General features: G+C 64.1%; 24 protein-coding genes. 13 read left to right on the top strand and 11 right to left on the bottom strand.

The window, feature by feature from the left end; translation table 11 throughout:
- Nucleotides 1-7: 7 nt before the first annotated feature.
- From JHL16_RS22685 to hemC, 4 genes are read right to left on the bottom strand one after another with little or no spacing between them, the layout of a single operon-like run.
- Nucleotides 8-1,561, bottom strand: a complete 1,554-nt coding sequence (locus tag JHL16_RS22685; RefSeq protein WP_200187079.1) for a heme biosynthesis protein HemY — start codon at nucleotides 1,559-1,561, stop codon at nucleotides 8-10.
- Nucleotides 1,558-2,685, bottom strand: coding sequence for a COG4223 family protein (locus JHL16_RS22680; RefSeq protein WP_200187078.1), 1,128 nt, complete (start codon nucleotides 2,683-2,685; stop codon nucleotides 1,558-1,560). Before JHL16_RS22680 ends, JHL16_RS22685 begins: the two co-directional genes overlap by 4 nt.
- A gap of 47 nt (nucleotides 2,686-2,732) precedes the next feature.
- Nucleotides 2,733-3,419 (bottom strand): uroporphyrinogen-III synthase, encoded by a 687-nt coding sequence (locus tag JHL16_RS22675; RefSeq protein ID WP_200187077.1) that lies wholly within the window; start codon nucleotides 3,417-3,419, stop codon nucleotides 2,733-2,735.
- A gap of 3 nt (nucleotides 3,420-3,422) precedes the next feature.
- On the bottom strand, nucleotides 3,423-4,349 hold the full coding sequence (gene hemC / locus JHL16_RS22670) for a hydroxymethylbilane synthase (RefSeq protein ID WP_246771007.1): 927 nt from the start codon (nucleotides 4,347-4,349) through the stop codon (nucleotides 3,423-3,425).
- A 161-nt stretch (nucleotides 4,350-4,510) separates the two neighbouring features.
- Between hemC and tsaD the strand changes: the two genes are divergently transcribed.
- The 5 genes from tsaD (at nucleotide 4,511) to JHL16_RS22645 (ending at nucleotide 8,083) form a co-directional block, all read left to right on the top strand.
- Entirely contained in the window at nucleotides 4,511-5,596 is a 1,086-nt protein-coding gene (gene tsaD, locus JHL16_RS22665; protein ID WP_200187075.1) for a tRNA (adenosine(37)-N6)-threonylcarbamoyltransferase complex transferase subunit TsaD, read from the top strand.
- Complete coding sequence (locus JHL16_RS22660; RefSeq protein ID WP_200187074.1) at nucleotides 5,593-6,582, top strand: NAD(P)H-dependent glycerol-3-phosphate dehydrogenase; 990 nt, start codon at nucleotides 5,593-5,595, stop codon at nucleotides 6,580-6,582. The genes tsaD and JHL16_RS22660 overlap by 4 nt, the downstream gene beginning before the upstream one ends.
- Before the next feature lie 3 nt (nucleotides 6,583-6,585).
- Nucleotides 6,586-6,876, top strand: coding sequence for a YciI family protein (locus tag JHL16_RS22655; protein WP_137860190.1), 291 nt, complete (start codon nucleotides 6,586-6,588; stop codon nucleotides 6,874-6,876).
- Nucleotides 6,876-7,298 carry an EVE domain-containing protein gene (locus tag JHL16_RS22650; RefSeq protein ID WP_200187073.1) on the top strand — a complete coding sequence of 141 codons (423 nt, stop codon included), beginning with the start codon at nucleotides 6,876-6,878 and terminating at the stop codon, nucleotides 7,296-7,298. The genes JHL16_RS22655 and JHL16_RS22650 overlap by 1 nt, the downstream gene beginning before the upstream one ends.
- 134 nt (nucleotides 7,299-7,432) lie before the next feature.
- The gene (locus JHL16_RS22645; RefSeq protein ID WP_200187072.1) at nucleotides 7,433-8,083 is read left to right on the top strand and encodes a 50S ribosomal protein L11 methyltransferase; all 651 of its coding nucleotides are present in this window, start codon (nucleotides 7,433-7,435) and stop codon (nucleotides 8,081-8,083) included.
- A gap of 34 nt (nucleotides 8,084-8,117) precedes the next feature.
- On the opposite strand, the gene JHL16_RS22640 is transcribed toward JHL16_RS22645, so the two are convergent.
- Nucleotides 8,118-8,993, bottom strand: coding sequence for a DMT family transporter (locus JHL16_RS22640; RefSeq protein ID WP_200187071.1), 876 nt, complete (start codon nucleotides 8,991-8,993; stop codon nucleotides 8,118-8,120).
- A gap of 105 nt (nucleotides 8,994-9,098) precedes the next feature.
- Between JHL16_RS22640 and acs the strand changes: the two genes are divergently transcribed.
- The 4 genes from acs to JHL16_RS22620 are packed head-to-tail and all read left to right on the top strand — an operon-like array spanning nucleotide 9,099 to nucleotide 13,565.
- On the top strand, nucleotides 9,099-11,039 hold the full coding sequence (acs, locus tag JHL16_RS22635) for an acetate--CoA ligase (RefSeq protein ID WP_200187070.1): 1,941 nt from the start codon (nucleotides 9,099-9,101) through the stop codon (nucleotides 11,037-11,039).
- A 13-nt stretch (nucleotides 11,040-11,052) separates the two neighbouring features.
- The gene (locus JHL16_RS22630; protein ID WP_200187069.1) at nucleotides 11,053-12,435 is read left to right on the top strand and encodes an aminotransferase; all 1,383 of its coding nucleotides are present in this window, start codon (nucleotides 11,053-11,055) and stop codon (nucleotides 12,433-12,435) included.
- 21 nt (nucleotides 12,436-12,456) lie between these two features.
- Nucleotides 12,457-13,083 carry a pyridoxamine 5'-phosphate oxidase family protein gene (locus JHL16_RS22625; RefSeq protein WP_200187068.1) on the top strand — a complete coding sequence of 209 codons (627 nt, stop codon included), beginning with the start codon at nucleotides 12,457-12,459 and terminating at the stop codon, nucleotides 13,081-13,083.
- Nucleotides 13,083-13,565, top strand: coding sequence for a nucleoside deaminase (locus tag JHL16_RS22620; RefSeq protein ID WP_200187067.1), 483 nt, complete (start codon nucleotides 13,083-13,085; stop codon nucleotides 13,563-13,565). Before JHL16_RS22625 ends, JHL16_RS22620 begins: the two co-directional genes overlap by 1 nt.
- A 148-nt stretch (nucleotides 13,566-13,713) precedes the next feature.
- Here the strand turns inward: JHL16_RS22620 and JHL16_RS22615 are convergent, their stop codons facing one another.
- From JHL16_RS22615 to pdxH, 4 genes are all read right to left on the bottom strand, one after another.
- Nucleotides 13,714-14,697 carry a S1C family serine protease gene (locus JHL16_RS22615; RefSeq protein WP_200187066.1) on the bottom strand — a complete coding sequence of 328 codons (984 nt, stop codon included), beginning with the start codon at nucleotides 14,695-14,697 and terminating at the stop codon, nucleotides 13,714-13,716.
- Between the two features lie 194 nt (nucleotides 14,698-14,891).
- A complete protein-coding gene (locus tag JHL16_RS22610; protein WP_246771006.1) occupies nucleotides 14,892-16,031 on the bottom strand; it encodes a trans-sulfuration enzyme family protein in 1,140 nt (379 codons plus the stop codon).
- Entirely contained in the window at nucleotides 16,024-16,779 is a 756-nt protein-coding gene (locus JHL16_RS22605) for an SDR family NAD(P)-dependent oxidoreductase (protein ID WP_137860199.1), read from the bottom strand. The genes JHL16_RS22610 and JHL16_RS22605 overlap by 8 nt, the downstream gene beginning before the upstream one ends.
- A gap of 57 nt (nucleotides 16,780-16,836) precedes the next feature.
- Complete coding sequence (pdxH, locus tag JHL16_RS22600) at nucleotides 16,837-17,442, bottom strand: pyridoxamine 5'-phosphate oxidase (RefSeq protein ID WP_420884566.1); 606 nt, start codon at nucleotides 17,440-17,442, stop codon at nucleotides 16,837-16,839.
- A 159-nt stretch (nucleotides 17,443-17,601) separates the two neighbouring features.
- Here pdxH and JHL16_RS22595 point away from each other — a divergent pair, with 159 nt between their 5' ends.
- The gene (locus tag JHL16_RS22595; RefSeq protein ID WP_200187063.1) at nucleotides 17,602-18,063 is read left to right on the top strand and encodes an RT0821/Lpp0805 family surface protein; all 462 of its coding nucleotides are present in this window, start codon (nucleotides 17,602-17,604) and stop codon (nucleotides 18,061-18,063) included.
- On the opposite strand, the gene JHL16_RS22590 is transcribed toward JHL16_RS22595, so the two are convergent.
- Nucleotides 18,060-18,425: a hypothetical protein gene (locus tag JHL16_RS22590; RefSeq protein ID WP_200187062.1), complete on the bottom strand. Its 366-nt coding sequence runs from the start codon at nucleotides 18,423-18,425 to the stop codon at nucleotides 18,060-18,062. The two genes, JHL16_RS22595 and JHL16_RS22590, sit on opposite strands and share 4 nt — an antisense overlap.
- Nucleotides 18,422-18,943: a hypothetical protein gene (locus tag JHL16_RS22585; protein WP_200187061.1), complete on the bottom strand. Its 522-nt coding sequence runs from the start codon at nucleotides 18,941-18,943 to the stop codon at nucleotides 18,422-18,424. The genes JHL16_RS22590 and JHL16_RS22585 overlap by 4 nt, the downstream gene beginning before the upstream one ends.
- Before the next feature lie 143 nt (nucleotides 18,944-19,086).
- Here JHL16_RS22585 and JHL16_RS22580 point away from each other — a divergent pair, with 143 nt between their 5' ends.
- From JHL16_RS22580 to JHL16_RS22570, 3 genes are read left to right on the top strand one after another with little or no spacing between them, the layout of a single operon-like run.
- Nucleotides 19,087-19,653, top strand: coding sequence for a TetR/AcrR family transcriptional regulator (locus tag JHL16_RS22580; RefSeq protein WP_200187060.1), 567 nt, complete (start codon nucleotides 19,087-19,089; stop codon nucleotides 19,651-19,653).
- On the top strand, nucleotides 19,640-20,491 hold the full coding sequence (locus JHL16_RS22575) for a cupin domain-containing protein (RefSeq protein ID WP_200187059.1): 852 nt from the start codon (nucleotides 19,640-19,642) through the stop codon (nucleotides 20,489-20,491). The genes JHL16_RS22580 and JHL16_RS22575 overlap by 14 nt, the downstream gene beginning before the upstream one ends.
- 46 nt (nucleotides 20,492-20,537) lie before the next feature.
- Nucleotides 20,538-21,662, top strand: a complete 1,125-nt coding sequence (locus tag JHL16_RS22570; protein ID WP_200187058.1) for an ABC transporter substrate-binding protein — start codon at nucleotides 20,538-20,540, stop codon at nucleotides 21,660-21,662.
- Nucleotides 21,663-21,669: the final 7 nt, after the last annotated feature.

Genomic DNA, 21,669 nt, shown 5'->3' with positions numbered 1-21,669 from the left:
CCGCTTTTCAACCGTCGGCAGAGACCCGGCGCGTCGATTGTTCCGGGTCGTCCTCGGGCAGGCCCGGATCGTCGGGCGGGCGTATCGGTTCGACGATGCGGGGCTTCTGGGCCGCTGCCGGGGCGGGAGGTGGGGGGACGGGCGTCGCAGGCGGGGCCGCTGCTGCCACGGGCGGCGCTGCCGGGGGAACCGGGGCAGGCGCAGGCGCGGCCAGAGCCGGGGTTGCCTCGATCGACTCGGCCTCGGGCGGCTGGGACGGCGTGGTGGCCGTCTGGCGGGGCAACTGGTCGAACGGCACCTTCCATTCGGCGAAGCCGATCTCGCCGGTCACCGGTGAAATCGGCGTCCAAAAGGGCGAGGCGGCGCCGTCGATCACCCACATGGGGTCGCTCGGCGCCCGGACCGCCCGGGCAAGCCATTCGCGCGCCCGGCCCTTGTCGCCACGGCCTTCCTCGATCTCGGCCATCACGGCGCAGAACCGCGCCTGGGGCTCGCTGCCGAGCAAAGGCTCCAGCGCCTTGGCGGCATCGTCCCATTGGCGGGCCTCGGCGGCGGCGCGGCCCAGAGCGTAAGCGCCTTCGACGCCGCCGGAATAGGCACCGATCAGGCGGCGCACCCGCTCATAGCGCTCCTGCGGCGGGCTGGTCAGGCGGGCATAGGCATATGCCTCGGCGAGATCGGGATGCGGGCTCAAGGCCCAGGTCTTCGACGCCACGCGCCAGGCCCGGCGCAAAGCGTCGTCGGCGCCGTAAAGACGGGTGGCGACGGCGGCCGCCGGCACCAGCGACGGGTCGAGCTTATGCGCATCGAGCGCCCAGGCGAGCGCCGCCGGGCGGTCGCTCGTCTCGGCAGCCAGCGCCTTCGCGGCGAGCAGCACCGCTTTCAGGCGCTTCATCTTGTCGGCCGCCAGATGGCCGGCCTTGCGCTGCGTCTCGAGGGTGACGAGCGCTGCGTCCCAGTCGCGCGCCTGCGATTGGATCGAGAGCAGAGCGGACGAGGCCCAGCCATGGGCGGCGTTGAGTTTCAAGGCGCGCTCGGCGTAGCCCCGGGCGGCGGCGAGATCGCCGGCCTGGCGGGCTTCGGAAAACAGGCCGCGCAGGCCGAGCGCCTCGGTCTGCGGCGATTTCAGCATCGCCTCGAAACCCTGGCGCACTTTGGTGCGGTCGCCCTTGAGCTGGGCCGCCTGCACTTCGAGCAGCCTGAGCAACGGCTCGTCGGTCAGCGACTTGGCGGCGATGGCGGCGAAGCGCTGGGCGCTGGCCCCGTCGCCGGCACCCGCCGCGATGATGCCACGCGACAGGCTCTCATAACCACGGCGCGCCTTGCGGAAACGGAAATAGCCGCCAATGGCGCCCGGCGTGCCGATCAGGCGGCGCAGCAGCCCGAGCAGGAACCACAAAGCGAGCACCGCGAAAATGAGGCCGGCGAGGCCCGCCAGCACCGATGTCTCGATCTCGCGATTGAGCCAGCGGATGACGATGGTGCCCGGCCGGTCGGCGATCCAGGCGAAGCCCGCGGCGGCGGCGGCGAGCAGCAGAAAACGGATGAGCAGTCGGATCATGGTGTGCCCGAAATGACGGCGGTGACGGCGGCGCCGAGCTGCGCCATCGCGCTTTCGGCCTTGAGACGTTGACGCGCCTGGTCGCGCCACTGCGAAAGCTCAGGAGGCAGGTCGCCGCCCGGCTCCTCGAGCCGGGCAATGGCGGCGTTGAGATCGCCGGCCTTGGCGTCATTCGCCGCGGCGCGCGCCAGATCGGCCCAGTCGAGCGTGTTGAGGTCACGAATCTTCACCACCGTCCCGAACCAGGCCCAGAAGCCGCTCGCCTCGCCGCTGGTTTCGCCAGCGCCTGGTTTCGCGAGTCCCGGCAGCAACGCTTCGAGCGCGGTGGCGAGGCCTTGCGGGTTGACGATGCCGGTCGCCGCATAAGGCTGAAGGGCGGCGAGATCCTGATTGCCCGGCACATAGACGGCAATGCGGTCGAGGTCGTCCTTGAAGGGAAGGCCGCCGGCGAATTTCGCCTTGAGATCGGCGAGCGCCTGCGTCAGTTGCGCGAAATCCTGGCCGCCGCCGGTCGTCGTGGTGGTCGTGGTCGTACCGCCGCCGCCCTCGCGCAAGGTGGTGACAGCCTGTTCGAGCTTGGTGACGCGTTCGGTGAGGGCGGTGAGCGCTTCCGGATCGGCTGTGCCGCCACCACCGGTATTCTGACCGAGAGCCGCGATCGACTGGCGAAGCTCGGCCACCGCCTTGTCGAGATCGCCGAGGCGGGTCTCGACGCTCGCTGCCGCATTGGTGCCGTCCTCGGCGCGTTTGGCCAGATCGGCCTTGAGTGTATCGAGATTGCCGCCGAGCGCCTTGAGCTGGTCATTGACGGTGCGGTTCGCAGCTTCGAGCGTCGACAGGCGCTCGGCCATCGAGGAGGGTGGCCACAGATCGGAGACGACAGCGCGATAGAACCAGGCGCCGAGCAGAACGGCGACGACCGCGGCGATGATGGCGGCGCGATGGCGCGACCAGAAGGAAAGCTGCCGTTCAGGCTCGGGTGGCGGCGAGGGGGCGGGTTCCTCCGCCTGCTGCTGCGGCTCGGTGTCGCCGGTGTCGGTGGGCGGCGAAATGTCCTCGGCTTCGAGGTCGATGACGGGGTTCCGGGATTTCGAAACCTGCGATTCGCTTTCGATGCTGTTCATCGGCACCCATTCATCTCGTGGTTGTAGTTACCATGCTATTCCAATCATCAGGCGGGGCCAATGATTTCGAGAAGCGCGTCCTCCACCGGCCGCGCCGCCACCCGTCTGGCAAAAGCGTCGGGCAGAATCGCGGCAATATTCGCCGACAGGCAATAATGAACCATGACATCGGCCGGTATGGACTGACGCTTGGCGAGATCGAGCCAGATCTTGGCGGAACGTGGTGAATAGAGGAGAACGCCTTCCGCCCGCGCCGCTTCCGGCGCAAGGGTCGCTGCGGGCTTCGCCTCATAGACGATGACACGCCGCGTGGACAGGCCGCCTGTCTCGAGCAGGCCGGTGAAGTCGCTCGCCGTGTCGAGGCCCGACAGATAGAGGACCGGTCCCGCTTTCGGATCGAGCGCGCCGATCATGTGGCGGGCGAGGCCGATGCCGTCGCCGCCCGCTTCGGTGATGTTCTCGAAACCCGCCTGACGCGCCGCCGCCGCCGATTGCGGACCTACCGCCATCACCGGCAGATGGCGCAGCCCGTCGAGATGCCTGCTGCTTTCGAGACAGCGGATCGCATTGGCGCTGGTAAGCGCTATAGCCTGATAAGGCTCGGCTGGAATCACAATGTCGGCGCGCGGCGCGATGGTGAGCAGCGGTGACGTGATCACCTGATGGCCGAGCGCCGCGAGCCGTCGTTCAAGCGTTTCGGCGTCTTCGAGCGGTCGCGTGACGAGCAGCCGCATGGCTCAACTGAGGTGCAGCAGATGGCTGCCGCCCTTGGCTTTCACTTCCTCGCCCGCCTCGCGGCCGAGCCGCGCGGCATCGGCAACAGGGCCACTGCGTTCGGCAGTGAATGTCATGCGGCCGTCAAGGGTCAGAGCCTCGCCGCGGAACGAGATCACGCCGTCCTTGATCGTCGCATGGCCGGCGATCGGCGTGCGGCAGGAGCCGTCGAGCGTGGCGAGGAAAGCGCGCTCGCAAATGACGGCGATTTCGGTCGGCGTGTCATTGACGGCGGCGAGCAGGTCACGCATGCGCGTATCGTCCTCACGGATCTCGATGCCGATGGCGCCTTGCGCCACGGCGGGCAGCATCTCGTTTTCCGGTATCGGTGCGGTGATGCGGTGGCTGAGGCCCAGACGATTCAGGCCGGCACAGGCAAGGAAGGTCGCCGCCACTTCACCGCGGTCGAGCTTGGCGAGACGGGTTTCGACATTGCCGCGCAGATTGACGATGGTGATGTCGGGACGCAGACGTTTCAGTTGCGCGGCGCGGCGCACCGAGGCAGAACCCACGGTGCAGGCTTGCGGCAAATCGGCGATGCGGCTGCAGAGATTGCTGATGAAGGCGTCGCGCGCATCCTCGCGCGGAAGATAGGCGGCGATGGTGAGTGAGGCAGGCAGCGCCGCCGGCATGTCCTTCATCGAATGGACGGCGAGATCGATCGCGCCCGACAGCAGCGCTTCCTCGATCTCCTTGGTGAACAGGCCCTTGCCGCCGATCTCGCTCAAGGGGCGGTCGCGGATACGGTCGCCGGTGGTGGTGATGGCGATGATCTCGATTTCTTCGGGCGCGAAACCATGGGCGGCGGCGAGCCGGGTCCGGGTCTCTTCCGCTTGGGCAAGGGCGAGCCTAGAGCCGCGCGTTCCGATCTTCAGGCGAGGTGTTTGCAAGTCAGCTCCGCAGGGTGCTAAAGCGTCCTGGCCGATTTCGGCCTCTACGCTTATCTCTTTGTTTGTGCATGATCTTTCGGGAAAAACCATACCCGTTTTTCGAGATCATGCTATATCACGGCTCCTCTTAATCTCTTACGCGCGAAACGTCATTGGCATTCATGGCCGCACCGGACCAGACCATTCTCGGCATCGAAACCTCCTGCGACGAAACCGCGGCGGCGCTGGTGCGCCGCCATGGCGACGGTTCGGGCGAGATTCTGGCCAATATCGTGCTGTCGCAGATCAAGGATCATGCGCCCTATGGCGGCGTGGTGCCGGAGATCGCGGCGCGCGCCCATGCCCGCCATCTCGACCGGCTGATCGCCGAGGCGTTGACCAGTGCGAATTTGCGCCTTGCCGACATTGACGGCATCGCCGCCACCGCCGGACCGGGGCTGATCGGCGGGCTTCTGGTCGGGCTCACCACCGCCAAGGCGCTGGCGCTCGCCACCGGCAAGCCGCTCGCCGCCATCAACCATCTGGAAGCCCATGCGCTGACGCCGCGGCTCTTGGGCCCGGTCGAATTCCCTTATCTTCTGCTCCTCATCTCGGGTGGCCATACCCAGATCCAGATCGTCGAAGGGGTGGGGCGTTACCGCCGCATCGGCACCACCATCGACGATGCGCTGGGCGAAGCCTTCGACAAGACGGCGAAGCTGCTGGGGCTTCCCTATCCGGGCGGGCCCAAGGTCGAGGAGCTGGCGCGCCAGGGCAATCCGAAACGTTTCGATTTCCCGCGTCCGCTCAAAGGCCGCGAAGGCTGCAATTTCTCTTTCTCCGGCCTCAAGACGGCGGTGCGCGAGGCAGTCGATGATCTGCGTCCGCTCGGGGAGAAGGACATCGCCGATATCTGCGCCAGCTTCGAAGCTGCCGTTGCCGAGACGATGCGCGACCGGCTCGGCCGGGCGCTGAAGTTTTTCAAAGACACTTTCCCGGAGGTGCGCCAGCCGGTGCTGGTGGTGGCTGGCGGCGTCGCCGCCAACCGCACGCTGAAAGCGGCTTTCGAAGAAGTCTGCAGGCGTGGCGGCTTCAGTCTGTTGGTGCCGCCCCCTCATCTGTGTACGGACAATGCCGCGATGGTGGCCTGGGCCGGCGCCGAACGCCTGGCGATTGGTCTAGCTGATCCGCTCGATGCGCCGGCGAAAGCCCGCTGGCCGCTCGATCCCGATGCCAAGCGCCTTACCGGCGCCGGGGTGAAGGCATGAGCCGCATCGGAATATTGGGCGCCGGCGCCTGGGGCCTGGCTCTCGCCAGCGTCGCCGAACGCGCCGGCCATGAGGTGATCGTCTGGGCGCGCAATCCTGAGACGGCGGCGCTCATCAACGAAACGCATCGGCTCGAAAAGCGCCTCCCCGGCATAGAATTCGGCGCGAGGTTGCGCGCCACCAGCATTCCATCCGATCTCTCACGCGCCGAAGCGGTGCTGGCGGTGGTGCCGGCGCAGGTGCTGCGTTCAGTGCTGGCGCAATTCTCCGATCTCAAGGCGCCGGTCGTCCTGTGCGCCAAAGGCATCGAGGCCGAGACCGGCCTGTTGATGAACGAAGTTTTGGGGCAATGCCTGGCCGACGTGCCGGGCATGATCCTGTCGGGCCCGAGCTTCGCGGCCGATGTCGCGCGCGGACTGCCGACAGCGGTGACGCTGGCAGCGCCGGATCTGCGTCTCGCCAAGGACTGGGCCGCCGCCTTGAGCCTCCCCACGTTCCGCATCTATCCGTCGGATGATCCGCGCGGTGTCGAGCTGGGCGGTGCGGTGAAAAACGTGCTGGCGATCGCCTGCGGCATCGCCGCCGGCAAGAGTCTGGGCGACAGTGCCCGCGCCGCGCTCACCACGCGCGCCTTTGCCGAGCTCACCCGCTTCGGCAAAGCGCTGGGCGGGCGGCCCGAGACATTGACCGGCCTGTCCGGGCTCGGCGATCTTCTGCTCACCTGCTCGAGCCGGCAGTCGCGCAATTATTCTTTCGGCCTCGCTTTGGGCGCCGGCAAAAGCACCGTTGAAGCACTCGCTGAAGCCAAAGGAACCGTCGAAGGCATCGCCACCGCCCGCATCGTCGCGAAGCTGGCGCGTGAGCAGAATATCGACATGCCGATCTCGGCCGCGGTGGCGGCGGTCATTGACGGCGGCTCCGATCCCGAGACAGAAATCGCCAGACTGCTCGCCCGTCCCGTCAATCCTGAATTTCATAGAGGGTAGAAAATGCTTTACGCCTTGATCTGCACGGACAAACCCAATTCGGTCGATTTGCGCATGAAGGAGCGGCCCGGCCATATCGATTATCTGAACGGCCTCGGCACTGCGCTCAAAGCGGCGGGGCCCTTCACCGATGAAGCAGGCAGCCCGATCGGTTCGCTCGTCATCGTCGAAGCGAAGGATCGCGCCGGCGCCGAGGAGATCGCCAAGAACGATCCTTATGCGAAGGCCGGCCTCTTCGCCGCCGTCGAGATCCGGGCGTGGAAATGGGGTCTCAAAAATCCGGAGGACAAATAATGGCTTACTGGCTGTTCAAATCGGAACCCGATTCCTGGTCGTGGGACCAGCAGAAGAAAGCCGGCGCCAAGGGCACCGAATGGACCGGCGTGCGCAATTTCCAGGCGCGCAACAACATGAAGGCGATGAAGCTCGGCGACAAGGGCTTCTTCTATCATTCCAATGAAGGCAAGGAGATCGTCGGCATCGTCGAGGTGGCGAAGCTCGCCCATCCCGATTCGACCGCCAAGGAAGGCAATTGGGAATGCGTCGATATCCGCGCCGTCACCGACGTGCCGAAGCCGGTCACGCTCGACTATATCAAGACCGACAAGCGGCTGAAGGACATGGTGCTGGTCAATAATTCGCGCCTGTCGGTGCAGCCGGTGTCGGCCGAGGAATGGAAGATGATCTGCGACCTAGGCGGCGTGAAGAAGGTTTAGGGAATCCTCACCCTGAGGTGCGAGCGCAGCGAGCCTCGAAGGGTCTCGCGCAGAGACTCGTTCTATCCTGACGGACGCTTCGAGGGCCGCTTCGCGGCCACCTCGGCGTGAGGGACTTTGAGAGTTGATATGTCGTGCTGAAGCTCGTCGATCACCCGGAATTCATCCGGCAGAATACCAGCCTGCTGGCGCCGCCTCTAGTGCCGGAAGTCCTGTTGCATCTCGCCCACGAAGCGGTGCCGATCTGGCAGAAGACCGAAGAGGAGCTGGGCGAGATCGGGCTGCCGCCGCCTTTCTGGGCTTTCGCCTGGGCCGGCGGTCAGGCGCTGGCGCGTTATGTGCTCGATCATCCGGCGCTCGTCGCGGGCAAGACCGTGCTCGATCTCGCAACAGGATCAGGCCTTGTCGGCATCGCAGCGAAGAAGGCTGGTGCTGAGGCGGTGCTCGCCGCCGATATCGATCTCTTCGCCACCGCGGCGGCACGACTCAATGCTGAGGCGAATGATGTCGTGCTCGACATCACGGATGATGATCTGCTGCAGAACGGGCCGGACCGTTTCGACGTGATCCTGGTCGGTGATCTCTTCTATGAGAAGGATCTCGCGGCGCGCGTTCATGCCTGGCTGGGCCAGGCGCGGGAACAGGGCGCCCTGGCGCTGATCGGCGATCCCGGCCGGTCTTATTTGCCGAAATCGGCGCTCACCCATGTCATCGACTACAATGTCCCGGTGACGCGCGAGCTCGAGGATTCGGAAATCAAGCGCACCGCTGTGTGGCGGGTCTGACGGTTACCCTCCCCACAAGGGGGAGGGCAAAATTTCACATCGCCACCCGCTGTGTGCTGTTGTTGAGCCACAGCGCGCCCATCAATATCGCCAGGCTCAGCCATATCCACGCATCGGCCGGACGGCCGAAGATGACGATCGCCCACAGCACCGCCGCCGGTGTCGACACATAGATGGCCTGGATCGTGTAGAGCGCGCCCTTGTCGCGGATCAGGGTGAAGAAGGCGATGCGCTCGACGATCCACAGCGCCGACGCGGCGAGCGCCGTCCAATAGGCGAAAAGCGGCGGCGTCGCAGCGCTCCAGGGCGGCGCCAGGACCAGCATGAAGGGAATGGCGAGGAGGCCGGAAAAGACGGATTCGAGCGCCCCCACTGTCAAGGTATCTGCCTTCTTCGGCCAGTATTCGGCGGCGAAGGAATTATAGGCGCTGTAGATGATCGGCACGATGAAGGCGGCGGCAAGCCACCAGGAAATGATCCCTTCGGCGCCGTGGTCGCGCGTCAGGATGAGGACGGCGCTCGACAGGAAGCCGAGCATGAGGGCGCCGATACGGCGCGGATGGGCGCTCTCGCGGCGCCGGACAAGCGCCAGGATGTAGTTCCAGAAGGGGGCGGTCGATACGACCAGGGCATATTCTGTCGCCGGCACATGGCGCGAGAAAAACAGGCTCAGGGAAAACGGGACATTGAGAAGCGCCGCGCAGCCCAGACCGTAGAACAAGGTCTCGCGGGTCAGCATGAGCCGGCCCCGCATCCAGGGCACGACCGCCAGCGCCGCGCCGACGATGAGCCCGGTATAGACGATGATGTGGCTGACCGGCAGCCCCGCCTCGCCCATCAGCTTGTAGAAGGAGGGTGTCAGGCCCCAGAAGCAGCCGAGAACGAGGAACCAGAGGAGATGGATGGGCATGGCTGTTATGGGCTGATTTTCTTAGACACTAGGAGGATTGCAGGATAGGACTCGGCGCCATCATACTGCTTGCCCGAACCCGGCATGAGAGGGAGGAATGTGCTGATGTCCGACAAGGTTTACCCGGTCCCGGCCCAGTGGAAGAAGCGGGCTTTGGTGAACGACGAGCAATACAAGAAAATGTATGCCGAATCGATTACCGCCCCGGATAAATTCTGGGCCAAGCATGCCAAGCGGCTGGACTGGTTCAAGACGCCGAAGAAGATCAAAAATACCAGCTTCGCCTATGACAATGTCTCGATCAAATGGTTCGAAGACGGCGTCCTCAATGTCTCGGTCAATTGCATCGACCGCCATCTCAAGAAGCGCGCCGACCAGACGGCGATCATCTGGGAGGGCGATGACCCTTATTACGACAAGAAAATCACCTATCGCGAGCTCTATGAGCAGGTCTGCCGCTTCGCCAATGTGCTGAAAAAGCAGGGCGTCAAGAAGGGCGACCGGGTCACCATCTATATGCCGATGATCCCGGAAGCGGCCTATGCGATGCTCGCCTGCGCCCGCATCGGTGCCGTGCATTCGGTGGTGTTCGGCGGTTTCTCGCCGGATTCGCTCGCCGGGCGCATCAACGACGCCCAGTCCAAATTCGTCGTCACCGCCGATGAAGGCCTGCGGGGCGGCAAGAAGGTCCCGCTCAAGGCCAATACCGACGAGGCGCTCAAGAAGTGCTCGGGCGACGAGAAGGTCGTCGTCATCAGGCGCACCGGCGGCGCGGTCGCGATGCAGGCGGGACGCGATGTTTGGTATCACGAGGAAGCGGCCAAGGTGCCGGCCGAGTGCAAGCCCGAAAAGATGAAGGCGGAAGACCCGCTGTTCATCCTCTACACGTCAGGCTCGACCGGCAAGCCCAAGGGCGTTCTGCACACGACCGGCGGCTATCTCCTCTTTGCGTCGATGACCCACCAATATGTCTTCGACTATCATGACGGCGACATCTACTGGTGCACGGCGGATGTGGGCTGGGTCACCGGCCATTCCTATATTCTCTATGGCCCCCTCGCCAACGGCGCCACGACCTTGATGTTCGAAGGCGTGCCGAACTATCCGACCGCCTCGCGCTTCTGGGAAGTGATCGACAAGCATCAGGTCAATATTTTCTATACCGCGCCGACCGCCATCCGCGCGCTGATGGGGGCCGGCGAGGATTTCGTCAAACGCACCTCGCGCAAGTCGCTCAGGCTTCTCGGCAGCGTCGGCGAGCCGATCAATCCGGAAGCCTGGGAATGGTATCACCGCGTGGTGGGCGACGACCGCTGCCCGATCGTCGATACCTGGTGGCAGACCGAGACCGGCGGCATATTGATCACCCCGCTCCCCGGCGCCACCAAGCTCAAGCCCGGTTCGGCGACGCGGCCCTTCTTCGGCTGCAAACCGGCGCTGGTCGACGACAAGGGTGAGTTCCTCAAAGGCGAAGCCTCGGGCAATCTGGTCATCCTCGATTCGTGGCCGGGCCAGATGCGCACCGTCTATGGCGATCACGAGCGCTTCGTGCAGACTTATTTCTCCGCCTATAAGGGCATGTATTTCACCGGCGACGGCTGCCGGCGCGACAAGGACGGTTATTACTGGATTACCGGCCGCGTCGATGACGTGCTCAACGTGTCGGGTCACCGGCTCGGTACGGCAGAAGTCGAATCGGCTCTCGTCTCGCATCCGAAAGTGTCGGAAGCCGCGGTGGTCGGCTATCCGCATGACATCAAAGGCACCGGCATCTATTGTTATGTCACCTTGATGGCGGGCGAGCAGGGCAGCGACATTCTGCGCAAGGACCTCGTCACCCATGTAAGGAAGGAGATCGGCCCGATCGCCTCACCCGATCTTCTGCAATTCGCGCCGGGCCTGCCCAAGACGCGCTCCGGCAAGATCATGCGGCGCATCCTGCGCAAGATCGCCGAGGATGAATTCGGCAATCTCGGCGACACTTCGACGCTCGCCGATCCCGCTGTCGTCGATGACCTGATCGCCAACCGTCAGAACAAAAAATAGGATTTGTGAACGAATGTCCCGCCTCTCCAATATGGCCGTCCGCGATATCGAGACGGTGATCCATCCCTACACCAATCTCGCGCGTCATCGCGAAACCGGGCCGCTCATCCTCAATGAGGGCCGCGGCATCCATCTCTATGACGACAAGGGCAAGCGCTATATCGAAGGCCTCGCCGGCCTGTGGTGCACCTCGCTCGGCTATGGCAATGAAGAGCTCGTCGAGGCGGCGGCGCAAGCGATGCGCAAGCTCTCCTATACGAGCATCTTTTCCGGCAAGTCGCATGACTCGGCGATCGAGCTGTCCGAGAAGCTCAAGGAGCTGGCGCCGTGCCCGACCTCCAAGGTGCTGTTCGGCGGCTCGGGCTCGGAAGCCAACGACATGCAGATCAAGCTCACCTGGTATATGAGCAATGCCAGGGGCCTGCCGAAAAAGAAGAAGATCATCTCACGCCAGCGCGCCTATCACGGCGTCACCATCGCCTCGGCGTCGCTGACCGGGCTGCCCTGGGTGCATGCCGATTTCGATCTGCCGATCGCCAATATCCTGCACACATCCTGCCCGCATCATTACCGCTTCGCCGAAGAGGGGGAGACGGAAGATCAGTTCACCGACCGCCTCGCCAAGGATCTCGACGATCTCATCCAGAAGGAAGGACCCGAGACGGTCGCCGCCTTCATCGCCGAGCCGATCATGGGCGCCGGTGGCGTCATCATCCCGCCGTCCAGCTATTTCCCCAAGATCAATGCGGTGCTCGCCAAATATGACGTGCGCTACATTGCCGATGAAGTGATCTGCGGCTTCGGGCGCACAGGTGAGTGGTTCGGCACTACGACCATGGGCATGAAGCCGACCTCGATCTCGATGGCCAAGGCCATCACCTCGGCTTATTTCCCGATGGGCGCCATCACCATCGAGGAAGAGCTCTATCAGGCGATGCTGGACGAGAGCCGCAAGCTCGGCACCTTCGGCCATGGCTTCACCTATACTGCGCATCCGGTCGGCTGCGCCGTGGCGCTGAAGACGATCGAGATCTATGAGCGCGACAAGACGGTCGAGCATGTACGCCAGGTGGCGCCGGTCTTCGAGAAGCGCATCGCGCAATTCGCCGATCATCCGCTGGTGGGCAATGCCCGCGCCAAGGGCCTCCTCGGCGCGCTCGAGCTCGTCGCCGACAAGAAGACCAAGCGGGCCTTCGATCCGAAGAAGGCAATCGGCGCGCTGTGCGCCGATATCCTCCAGGAGAACGGCCTCATCGTGCGCGCGATGGGTGATGCGGTGGCCTTCTGCCCGCCGCTCGTCATCACCGCGGACGAAATCAACGAGATGTTCGACATCGTGGCCAAGGGTCTCAAGATTCTCGAAGAGCGCGTGCTCAAGGAGAATCTGCGCAACTAGTCTCAAGCGAGGGATGATGAGATGAGCCGGATCGAGGAGAAGAGTGTTCTCAGGGCGAAGATGGGCGAGGTCGGCCCGCTGGCCGCCGGCAAGACGCTCAAGCGCATCGACAAATATGCCAAAACCTATATCGAGCGCTCGCCCTTTCTGTGTATCGGCACGGCGGATGAAAACGGCAATGCCGATGTCTCGCCACGTGGCGATCCGCCGGGTTTCGTGCGCGTCGTCGATGACCGTACGCTGCTCATTCCCGACCGGCCCGGCAACAACCGGGTCGACACGATGGCGAATATCATCGCCAATCCGAAGGTCGGCATCCTGTTTCTCATCCCCGGGATCGATGACACGCTGCGGGTGAACGGACGGGCAGAGATCATCGACGATCCGGTCGAGCTGGCGCCCGCCGCGATCAACGGCCGGGCGCCGAAGATCGGCATCCGCGTGCATGTGGATGAAGTGTTCTTCCACTGCGCCAAGGCCTTTCGACGCTCGCAATTGTGGGATTCGTCCGCGCATCAGGACCGCTCCTTCCTGCCCGGCCTCGCCCATATGGTGATGGAGCAGGCGCGCGCCTGCGAGGTCGAGACGGAGGAGTCCGATCAGGTCGAGGCGGAGATCCAGGAAGAATACAAGACCGGGCTTTACTGATGACCAACGCAACCGATCTCAAACATATCCGCCGCGCGGTCGAGCTGGCGCGCGAGGCGCTGGACGCCGGCGATGAGCCGTTTGGCTCGGTGCTCGTCTCCGGCGATGGCAAAGTCCTGGCCGAGGACCGCAACCGCGTCGCGGGAGGCGACCAGACGCGCCATCCCGAATTCGATCTGGCGCGCTGGGCCGGCGAGAACATGACGCCGGCGGAACGCGCCAAGGCCACCGTCTACACATCGGGCGAGCATTGTCCGATGTGCGCGGCGGCGCATGGCTGGGCCGGCCTCGGCCGCATCGTCTATGCGGCTTCCTCGCGCCAGTTCAATCAATGGCGCAAGGAAATGGGGTCCACGCGCGAATCGCCGGTACGGTCCTTGCCGATCCAGGAGATCGCGCCCTTCGTGAAGGTCGAGGGACCCGTGCCGGAAGTCGAGGCGGAGGTGCATGAGCTGCACCGCCGCGCTTTCGCAAAGTCCTGAAGCGGATCCAGTTCGCGCAGGCCTCTCAGCCCTCACCCTGAGGTGCGAGCGAAGCGAGCCTCGAAGGGTGTGTCGACGCAAGCTCACTCTATCCTGATGGACGCTTCGAGGGCCGCTTCGCGGCCACCTCAGCGTGAGGGAGTGCTGGCTAGCGCCGCTCCACCGGCACGATGAAACGTTCGCGCAACTCCCCGCGCCGGAGCACGGTGATACGCGTCTCGTGACCGACGCGCTCGTGATTGAGCAGGCGCAGGAGATCGTCGATGCCCGCAACCGCATGGCCATCGATGGCGATGATGAGATCGCCCGATTTGATGCCGCCGTCGTCGGCCGGGCTCTTCTCGACCACCTTCATAACACGCACGCCCATCTCCTGGTCGATGCCGGCAAAGCGCGCGACATGGCGCGGCACCACGGTCTGCTGGCCTTCGATGCCGATGGCGGCGCGGCGCACCCGGCCGTGCTGCAGGATCTGAGTCAGCGCGTAGAGCGCGGTGTTGCTGGCGACCGAGAAACAGATGCCTTGGGCGCCGAGAATGACGGCGGTGTTGACGCCGATCACTCGGCCCTTCGAATCGACCAGCGGTCCACCCGAATTGCCGGGATTGAGCGCGGCATCGGTCTGGATCACGTCGTCGATGAGGCGGCCGGTGGATGCCCTGAGCGAGCGGCCGATGGCGCTGATGACGCCGGTCGTCACCGTCTGCTCGAAGCCTAGAGGATTGCCGATGGCGATGGCGAGCTGGCCGCGTTTGATCGCCTTCGAATCGTGCAACGCCAGCGGCGGCACGTGCAGATTCTCATCGGTGCGGATGACGGCGATGTCGCTGTCGGGATCCTCGCCGATGATACGCGCGGCGGCGCGCTGGCCGTCGGGCAGCCCAACCAGAATGGTCTTGGCGCCCGAGACGACATGGCTGTTGGTGAAGATGAGGCCGTCGGAAGCGACGACGAAACCCGAGCCGCCACCCTGGCGGCCCTGGCTGTTCTTCACTGCAATATGAACGACGGACGGCCCGGCCTTGTCGACCGCACCGATCACCGCCGAGGAATAAGCGTCGAGTATTTCGCCGTCGGTCGCCGCGTGTGTGACCTCCGGCAGGGACTGGCCCTGTTCATCCAGATCAAGCATGAGAGTTCTCCGCCAAAGCATATAGGGAGGGGCGGAACTGGTTACCAGTGGTAGGGAAGGGGGTGTCGCCTGCCTCACTACCTCTAATTGTCATCCCGGCGAAAGCCGGGATCCATTAGGCTCTTCAAGGCGATAGGTACCACCCGCTCGCGCTTATTGAATGGGCCCCGACTTTCGTCGGGGTGACGGTTGGCTCAGCCCAGCGCCTGTTCGAGATCTGCGATGAGGTCGTCGGCATGCTCGATGCCGATCGACAGCCGGATGAGGTTGTCGGGCACCGGGCTTTCCGGTCCTTCCACGGTCTTGCGATGCTCGGCGAGGCTCTCGACGCCGCCCAGCGAGGTGGCCGGCACGATCACCTTGAGGCGGGTGCAGACCTTGACCGCTTCCGCCGCATCGCCCGTGATCAGCAAGGACAGCATGCCGCCGAAACCGTCGGTCATCTGTTTTTTGGCGATGGTGTGTCCACGGTGCGAGGCGAGGCCCGGATAAAGCACGCGCTCGATCTTCGGGTGCTTCTCGAAATGGCGGGCAATGGCCATGGCATTGGCGGAGGCCTGGCGGTAGCGGACGTAAAGGGTGCGCAGGCCGCGGATGAGAAGCCAAGCCTCGAAGGGCGCCAGGGGCGAGCCGATCCTGGTGCGCAGGCTGGCGATCTCCTTCCAGCGGGCATTAGCCTCACGGGTAACGAGCACGCCCGCCAGCACGTCGGAATGGCCGTTGAGATATTTGGTCGCCGAATGAAAGACGATATCGGCGCCGAGCGTCAGCGGCTGCGTGGTGACGGCGGCGCTGGCGGTGGCATCGACGGCGAGAATGGCACCTGCCTGATGCGCGGCCTTGGCGGCTTCGGCGATGTCGATCACGTCCCAGGTCGGGTTGAGCGGCGTCTCGATCCAGACGAGATCGGTCTCGCCTTTGCGCAACGCTTTGGCCAAAGCGGCAGGGTTGGCGGCGTCGAACAAGGTCAAGCTGATGCGGCCCTTGGCCTCGAGCCGCTTCAGCCAGTCACGCGTGCCGTAATACATGACATCTGGCGCGGCGACATGGGCGCCCTGCGGCACCGTCTCGAGCAGCGTCGTGATCGCCGCCATGCCCGAGGCGAAAAGGAGCGCTTCGACGCCCTGCTCGAGGGCGGCCACGGCTTCCTCGGCATGCCACAAGGTCGGGTTGCCGCCGCGGATGTAATTTTCCTTGAGCTTCGGCGTGTAGGTTTCATCGCGCGCATAGGTCGACGCGGTGTAGAGCGGCGGCGCCACCGAACCCGTGGTCTCGTCGATCGCCTTCAAGGAGTGCGCGGCGATCGTTTCCGGCCGCAGATTAGAGTTAGACATGCTGACCGCCATTGATATGCAATTCGGCCCCGGTCACGTAGCTCGAGGCGTCGGTGCACAGGAAATAGATCGACTTCGCCACTTCTTCCGGTTGTCCTAAGCGATGCAACGGAAGCTGGGCGACGATCTTCTCGGTGCCGGGCGACAGGATCGAGGTCTCGATCTCGCCCGGCGAGATGGCGTTGACGCGCACGCCGAAGGGACCGAAATCGCCGGCCATCTCGCGGGTCAAAGCGGCGAGCGCCGCCTTCGACGTCGCATAAGCGGCGCCGGCGAAAGGATGAACGCGCGAGCCCGCGATGGAGGTGACGTTGACGACGGCGCCCTTGGCGCGGGCGAGCTCGTCGATGAGGCCGCGGGCCAGCATGATCGGCGCGTAGAAATTGACCTGGAAGACGGTCTTCCAATCTTCTTCCGCGGTCTCGATGGAATTGAGCCGTCCGCCGCCCGGCTTCTTGGGCGAGATGGCGGCGTTGTTGATGAGCGCATGGAGGCGTGAGCCCTGCGCCTTGAGCCGCTCCTTGATCTGGATAATCGCGTCCGCGGTTTCCTTGGGATCGGCGAGATCGGCCTGGATATGATCCTCCGGTCCCGCATCCCACGGACAGTCCTCCGGGAAAGGATGGCGCGACACGGTGATCGCCCGCCAGCCGGCGGTCGAGAAGCGTTTCGCCGTCGCATGGCCGATGCCACGCGAGGCGCCGGTCAGAATCAGGGTCTTGCGTTCGCTATCGGGAGTGGTGGTCATTGTTCACTTTCTCTCGCGTCGCTTTCGCGGAAAGCCGGTATCAACCTGTCGCGATGCTCACGGATATAGCCGGGTTTTGTTCCAGCCGCCCTGCGGCGTCTCGCGGCGGAAGACGACGCGGTCATGCAGGCGGAACGGCCGGTCGTGCCAGAATTCGATGGAGGTGGGGAGCAGGCGGAAGCCCGACCAATAGGGCGGGCGCGGCACTTCGCCGATGGCGTAGCGGGCGCCGTAGAGGGCGACTTGCCCCTCGAGCTCGAAACGGCCCTTCAAGGGACGCGATTGCTGTGAGGCCCAGGCGCCGATGCGGCTGTCGCGCGGGCGTGAGGCGAAATAGGCATCGGCCTCGGCATCGCTCACCGTCTCGACCGGGCCCCTGACGCGCACCTGGCGGCGCAGCGATTTCCAGTGAAAGCACAATGCCGCCTTCCTGGCGGAGAGCAGCTCATGGCCCTTCTGGCTTTCGTAATTGGTGTAGAAGACGAACCCCCGGCCATCGACCGCCTTCAGAAGCACCATGCGCACATTGGGCAGGCCTTCCTCGTCGACGGTGGCGAGCGCCACGGCATTGGGATCATTGGGCTCGGACTTGCCGGCATCCTTGAGCCACTCCTCGAACAGCGAGATCGGTTCCTCGCGCTCGGTGAAGCCCTGGGCTGCCATAAGGGTAGGAAGATCGCTCAGTGACATCTGGTTAACTCAACCTTGTTATGCCTCAGACTTACCATATTTCGCCCGTCTTGCCGCCATTGCCTGGGCCTAGTCAGGCATGCGCCCAACGGGATGGGTGGTTTCTGTTCTTTAGAGTGCTGGGGAAGTCGAATGCAATCCAAGTCTGTCGCCATCATCGCCCTCTCGGGTCTCCTGCTTGCGGGCTGCGCCAATTCGGGCCCGAAGGAAACCGGTGGCGCCGTCATCGGCGGCGTGGCGGGCGGCCTTCTCGGCAACACGATCGGCCATGGCAAGGGCCGCGCGGCGGCGACGATCCTCGGTGCGGCGCTGGGTGCCGTTGTCGGCGGTGCGGTCGGGCGCAATCTCGACGATGCCGATCGCGAGCGCGCTTATTATGCCGCCGACCGCTCCTTCCGGTCCGGCCGCGAGGCCACCTGGCGGAATCCCAATAACGGCCATCGCGGCCGTTTCGTGCCGCAGCCCTCCTATCGCGACGACGAAAACCAGATGTGCCGCGATTTCGAGCACACGATCTGGGTCGATGGCGAACCGGAAGTCGTCGAAGGCACCGCCTGCGAGATGCGCGACGGCAGCTGGCGCGTCGTCGGCTAATTCAAAACCTTATCCGCGATTTCTGATTCTCTCTGCATCCTCACCCAACAGGGAAAATAGACGAGGACGGTGAAAATGCAGCAGAGGAAGATCAGCGCATTCGCCACGTAATGGCGGGCGAAGGCGCGGCTCTCCGACAATTGCGGTGACGCTTCCGCTTCGGCAAGCGCCGCACGCGCCTCAGTGAGCAAGGCTTCAGGCACCTTTATGCGGATGCCGCCTTGCGCGACGAGGTAGTCGCCATTGCAGGTGGCATGGTGACGTTCGGCGGGAATGGCCGGAATGCCGGCGCTCGCAAGATAGCTGCAGATAACCTCGCTTTCCGGCCGGCTGAAGCTGGTGCGCAAGGTCGCGAGCGTCATTGCAATCCCAGCCGCTCCCTGAGCTTGGTGATCTTGAGCTGCTGGCGCGCGGTCACCTCGCCATCGACAGCCGCCACGCGGCGCACCATCTGGACGAAATCCGCCCGCTCGCTTTCGGAGAGATCACGCGCCCACAGTTTGGAGTAGCGCAGCGAGACGTTGTTGGCGTCCTCGACATGGGAGGCCACCCATTTGCCGAAGACGAGGAGCTCGGTCGGATCGGCGATGCCCATGGTCTTCGTCACCTCAGCGCGGATCGCCGCCTCGGCCTCTGGCGTCAATGGATGTTCTTCCTTGGCGATGGCGATCATCATCACGATGGCGGCCGCCACCGGATCATCGACCGCTTCGACGGGGGATGCCTCGGCCTTCTTGCGGAACTTGTAGCGCTTCCACTTGCCCCAGGCGGTGCCCGCCATATCGGTGATCTCGTCGGCCGTTTCCTTGGCCGCCTTGAAGCGCCAATACCAGAAACCGACGGCGCCGATGATGCCCGCCAGCGCCAGAAGAATATGCATTTGAACCCCCGTCCTCAGGCGCGAATCCGCCAGTCTTGCGCGCCGCCAATCAAGCCGATTTGATCGGCCGTCGCAAGGGCAGGTTGCCCCTGGGATTGACACAAACCGTCCAGACGGTACAGTAGACTCAGAGGAAACTGGCCATGGCAACCCAAGCCGCTCGTGACACCCGCGCCCAGCTTCTCGATGCCGCCGAGGCGGTCGTCGCCGAGCAGGGCGTGCGGGCTCTGACCCTCGATGCAGTGGCCGCCCGTTCCGGCATTTCGAAAGGCGGGCTCCTTTATCATTTCCGCTCCAAGGAGGACCTCGCGGCGGCGATGATCGAGCGCTCGATCGCCTGGTTCGACCAGGCGCTCGTCGAGGCGGGCACCAAGGAGTCCGACGCCAAGGGCCGCTTCACCCGCGCCTATGTCAAAGCAAGCCTCGGCATGACACCGCTCACCGGGGCGGGCTTCGACAATCTCTGCTCCGCCATCACCACCGCGCTTCTGTCTTTTCCCGAAAGGCTCGGCCCGGTGCAGGATCAGGGGGCGCGTACCCAGGCCGATGTCGAGCGCGATGGGCTCGATCCGGTCGTCGCGACCATCATCCGCCTCGCCGTCGACGGGCTGTGGCTTTCCGAAAACTTCAACCTGATGCGCTTCGATCCGGACCTGAAAGCCAAGGTCGCGGCGCGTCTTCTCGAATGGACCCGCAATGAACCAAAATAAGTACAAGCCGCAAGGGCCGGAAGGCATCTCATTTGAGCGCGCCACTCTCATCAAGGCGCATGAAACGCCGCGTTTTCTCTGGGGCGATGAAAAGGCGCGCTACGTGTCGGACTGGATCTACGGCTCGTCGCCCAAGATCCACATGATGAGCTTCGAGATGTCGGTCGGCGCGCGGTTCGGCAACTCGCCCGATTTCAAGACCTATTACAATTGCGCCGAGACCTATCACTGCCTGAAAGGTGAGTTCACCTTCCACTGCCCTGAGACCGGCGAGGTGCATGTGCTCCGGAAAGGCGACACGCTCTATTTCCCGCCCAATACCTGGCACTGGGGTTATAATTTCGGGTCGGAGACGTCGCATATCCTCGAATGCCTGACGCCGCGCACGCTGGAAGCGGTCGAGGCCTATGCGGCGAAGCAGCCCTGGCTCGACAAGATCAAGCTCGGGCCGCGTGAGAGCCTAGGCAATTTCCCGCCGGTCAAGACGGCCGCGGCCGGCCAGCGCGCCACGCTCGTGCGCCCGGGCGAGTATGTCTACGAGATCGTCGGCGAGACGCGGCCGATGCGGGTCGGCCTCGTCTGCGGAAACGAAAAACTGACCGTCGGTATTATTGACCTTCACGCCGGACAGGAGTGTGAATGGATCAGCCACAAGGGCGACAAGGTCATCTACAGCCTCGAGGGGAGGAGCAACATTTATCTGCCCGACGAAACACCGAATTGGTGGGAGCTCAGTCCCGGCGACGCCGCCTTCATTCCGGGCGGTGTGCGCCATGCGTTCTTCAACACGTCGGACGGGCCTTCGAAAGTGATCTTCGGCGTGGCGCCCGATTATTGAGGCACCAGCCCCGTGAAAATGAGAACAGATATCAGGGAGACAAACCATGGCACTGCATAAGGACGACCTCGCTCTGCTTTTGAAGATGGACCGCCGCCGGTTCATGGCGGCGATGGCGGCGGCCTCGGGCACGCTGGCGCTCAGTGGCCTGCCGGCCCACGCCGACACGACGGTGAACTGGCTCGGCTGGCAAGGTTATGACGAACCGGTGAAGCTCGGCTCTTTCCTGAAAGACAACGGCATTGCGCTCGCCACGACCTATATCAACACCAATGAAGAGATCATCACCAGGCTGCAGGCGGGCGGCGTCGGCCAGATCGACTTCATCACCATCTATTATGGCCATATCCCGATCCTCATCGCCGCCGACCTGATCGAGCCGATCGATGAGAGCAAGGTATCGGGCATCGCCGACATCTTTCCGGAATTCCTCAATGTCGATACGATCCGCAAGGACGGCAAGCTCTATGCGGTGCCGTTCAGCTGGGGCACGCTGTCGATGGTTTATGACCCGGCGGCGACCGCCAAACCCGCATCGTGGAAGGATGCACTGAAGGACGACGTCAAAGGCAAGGTCGCCATGGTCGACGACATGACCGGGCTGCTCGCCACCTGGGCGCCGATCGTCACCGGCACCAAGACGGCGACGCGGCTCACCATGGACGAGCTCAAGAAGACGATCGACTTCCTCATCACCATCAAGAAGAACCATGCCCGCACCTTCTCGGCCTCTTACGGCGAGGCGGTCGATCTCTTCGCGCGGGGCGAAGTGGTGACCTCGGCGATCGGCTGGGACGCGATGGTCGGCTTCGCCGCCGCCAAGAACAAGGTGCTCGATTTCGTGGTGCCGGATGAAGGCGCCATGGTGTTCATGGATACGCTCGCCATCCCCAAGGGCGCGCCGAACCGTGATCTCGCCTATAAGCTCCTCGGCCAGTCGATCTCGCCCGAGGGCCAGAAGCAGATCGCCGACGCGCTGACGCAAGCGATCATCACCAAGGCGGCGCTGCCGCTCGTCGACGAGAAGAACAAGAAGATCTATCAATACGACAATCTGCCGAAGCTCTTCGAGAAGGCGCGCTTCTATCCCTTCTGGCCGATCGAGGCGGAAGGCGATTTCGTCACCCATGCGCAGGTGATGGAAGAATATCAGCGCTTCCTGAAGGCGTGACGCCAAT

It is taken from the genome of Taklimakanibacter albus (genome assembly GCF_016595235.1).
Classification (GTDB): Bacteria; Pseudomonadota; Alphaproteobacteria; order Rhizobiales; family Aestuariivirgaceae; genus Taklimakanibacter; species Taklimakanibacter albus.
The sequence above is the reverse complement of the archived record's forward strand: the minus strand, read 5'-3'. Positions and strand labels throughout refer to the sequence as shown.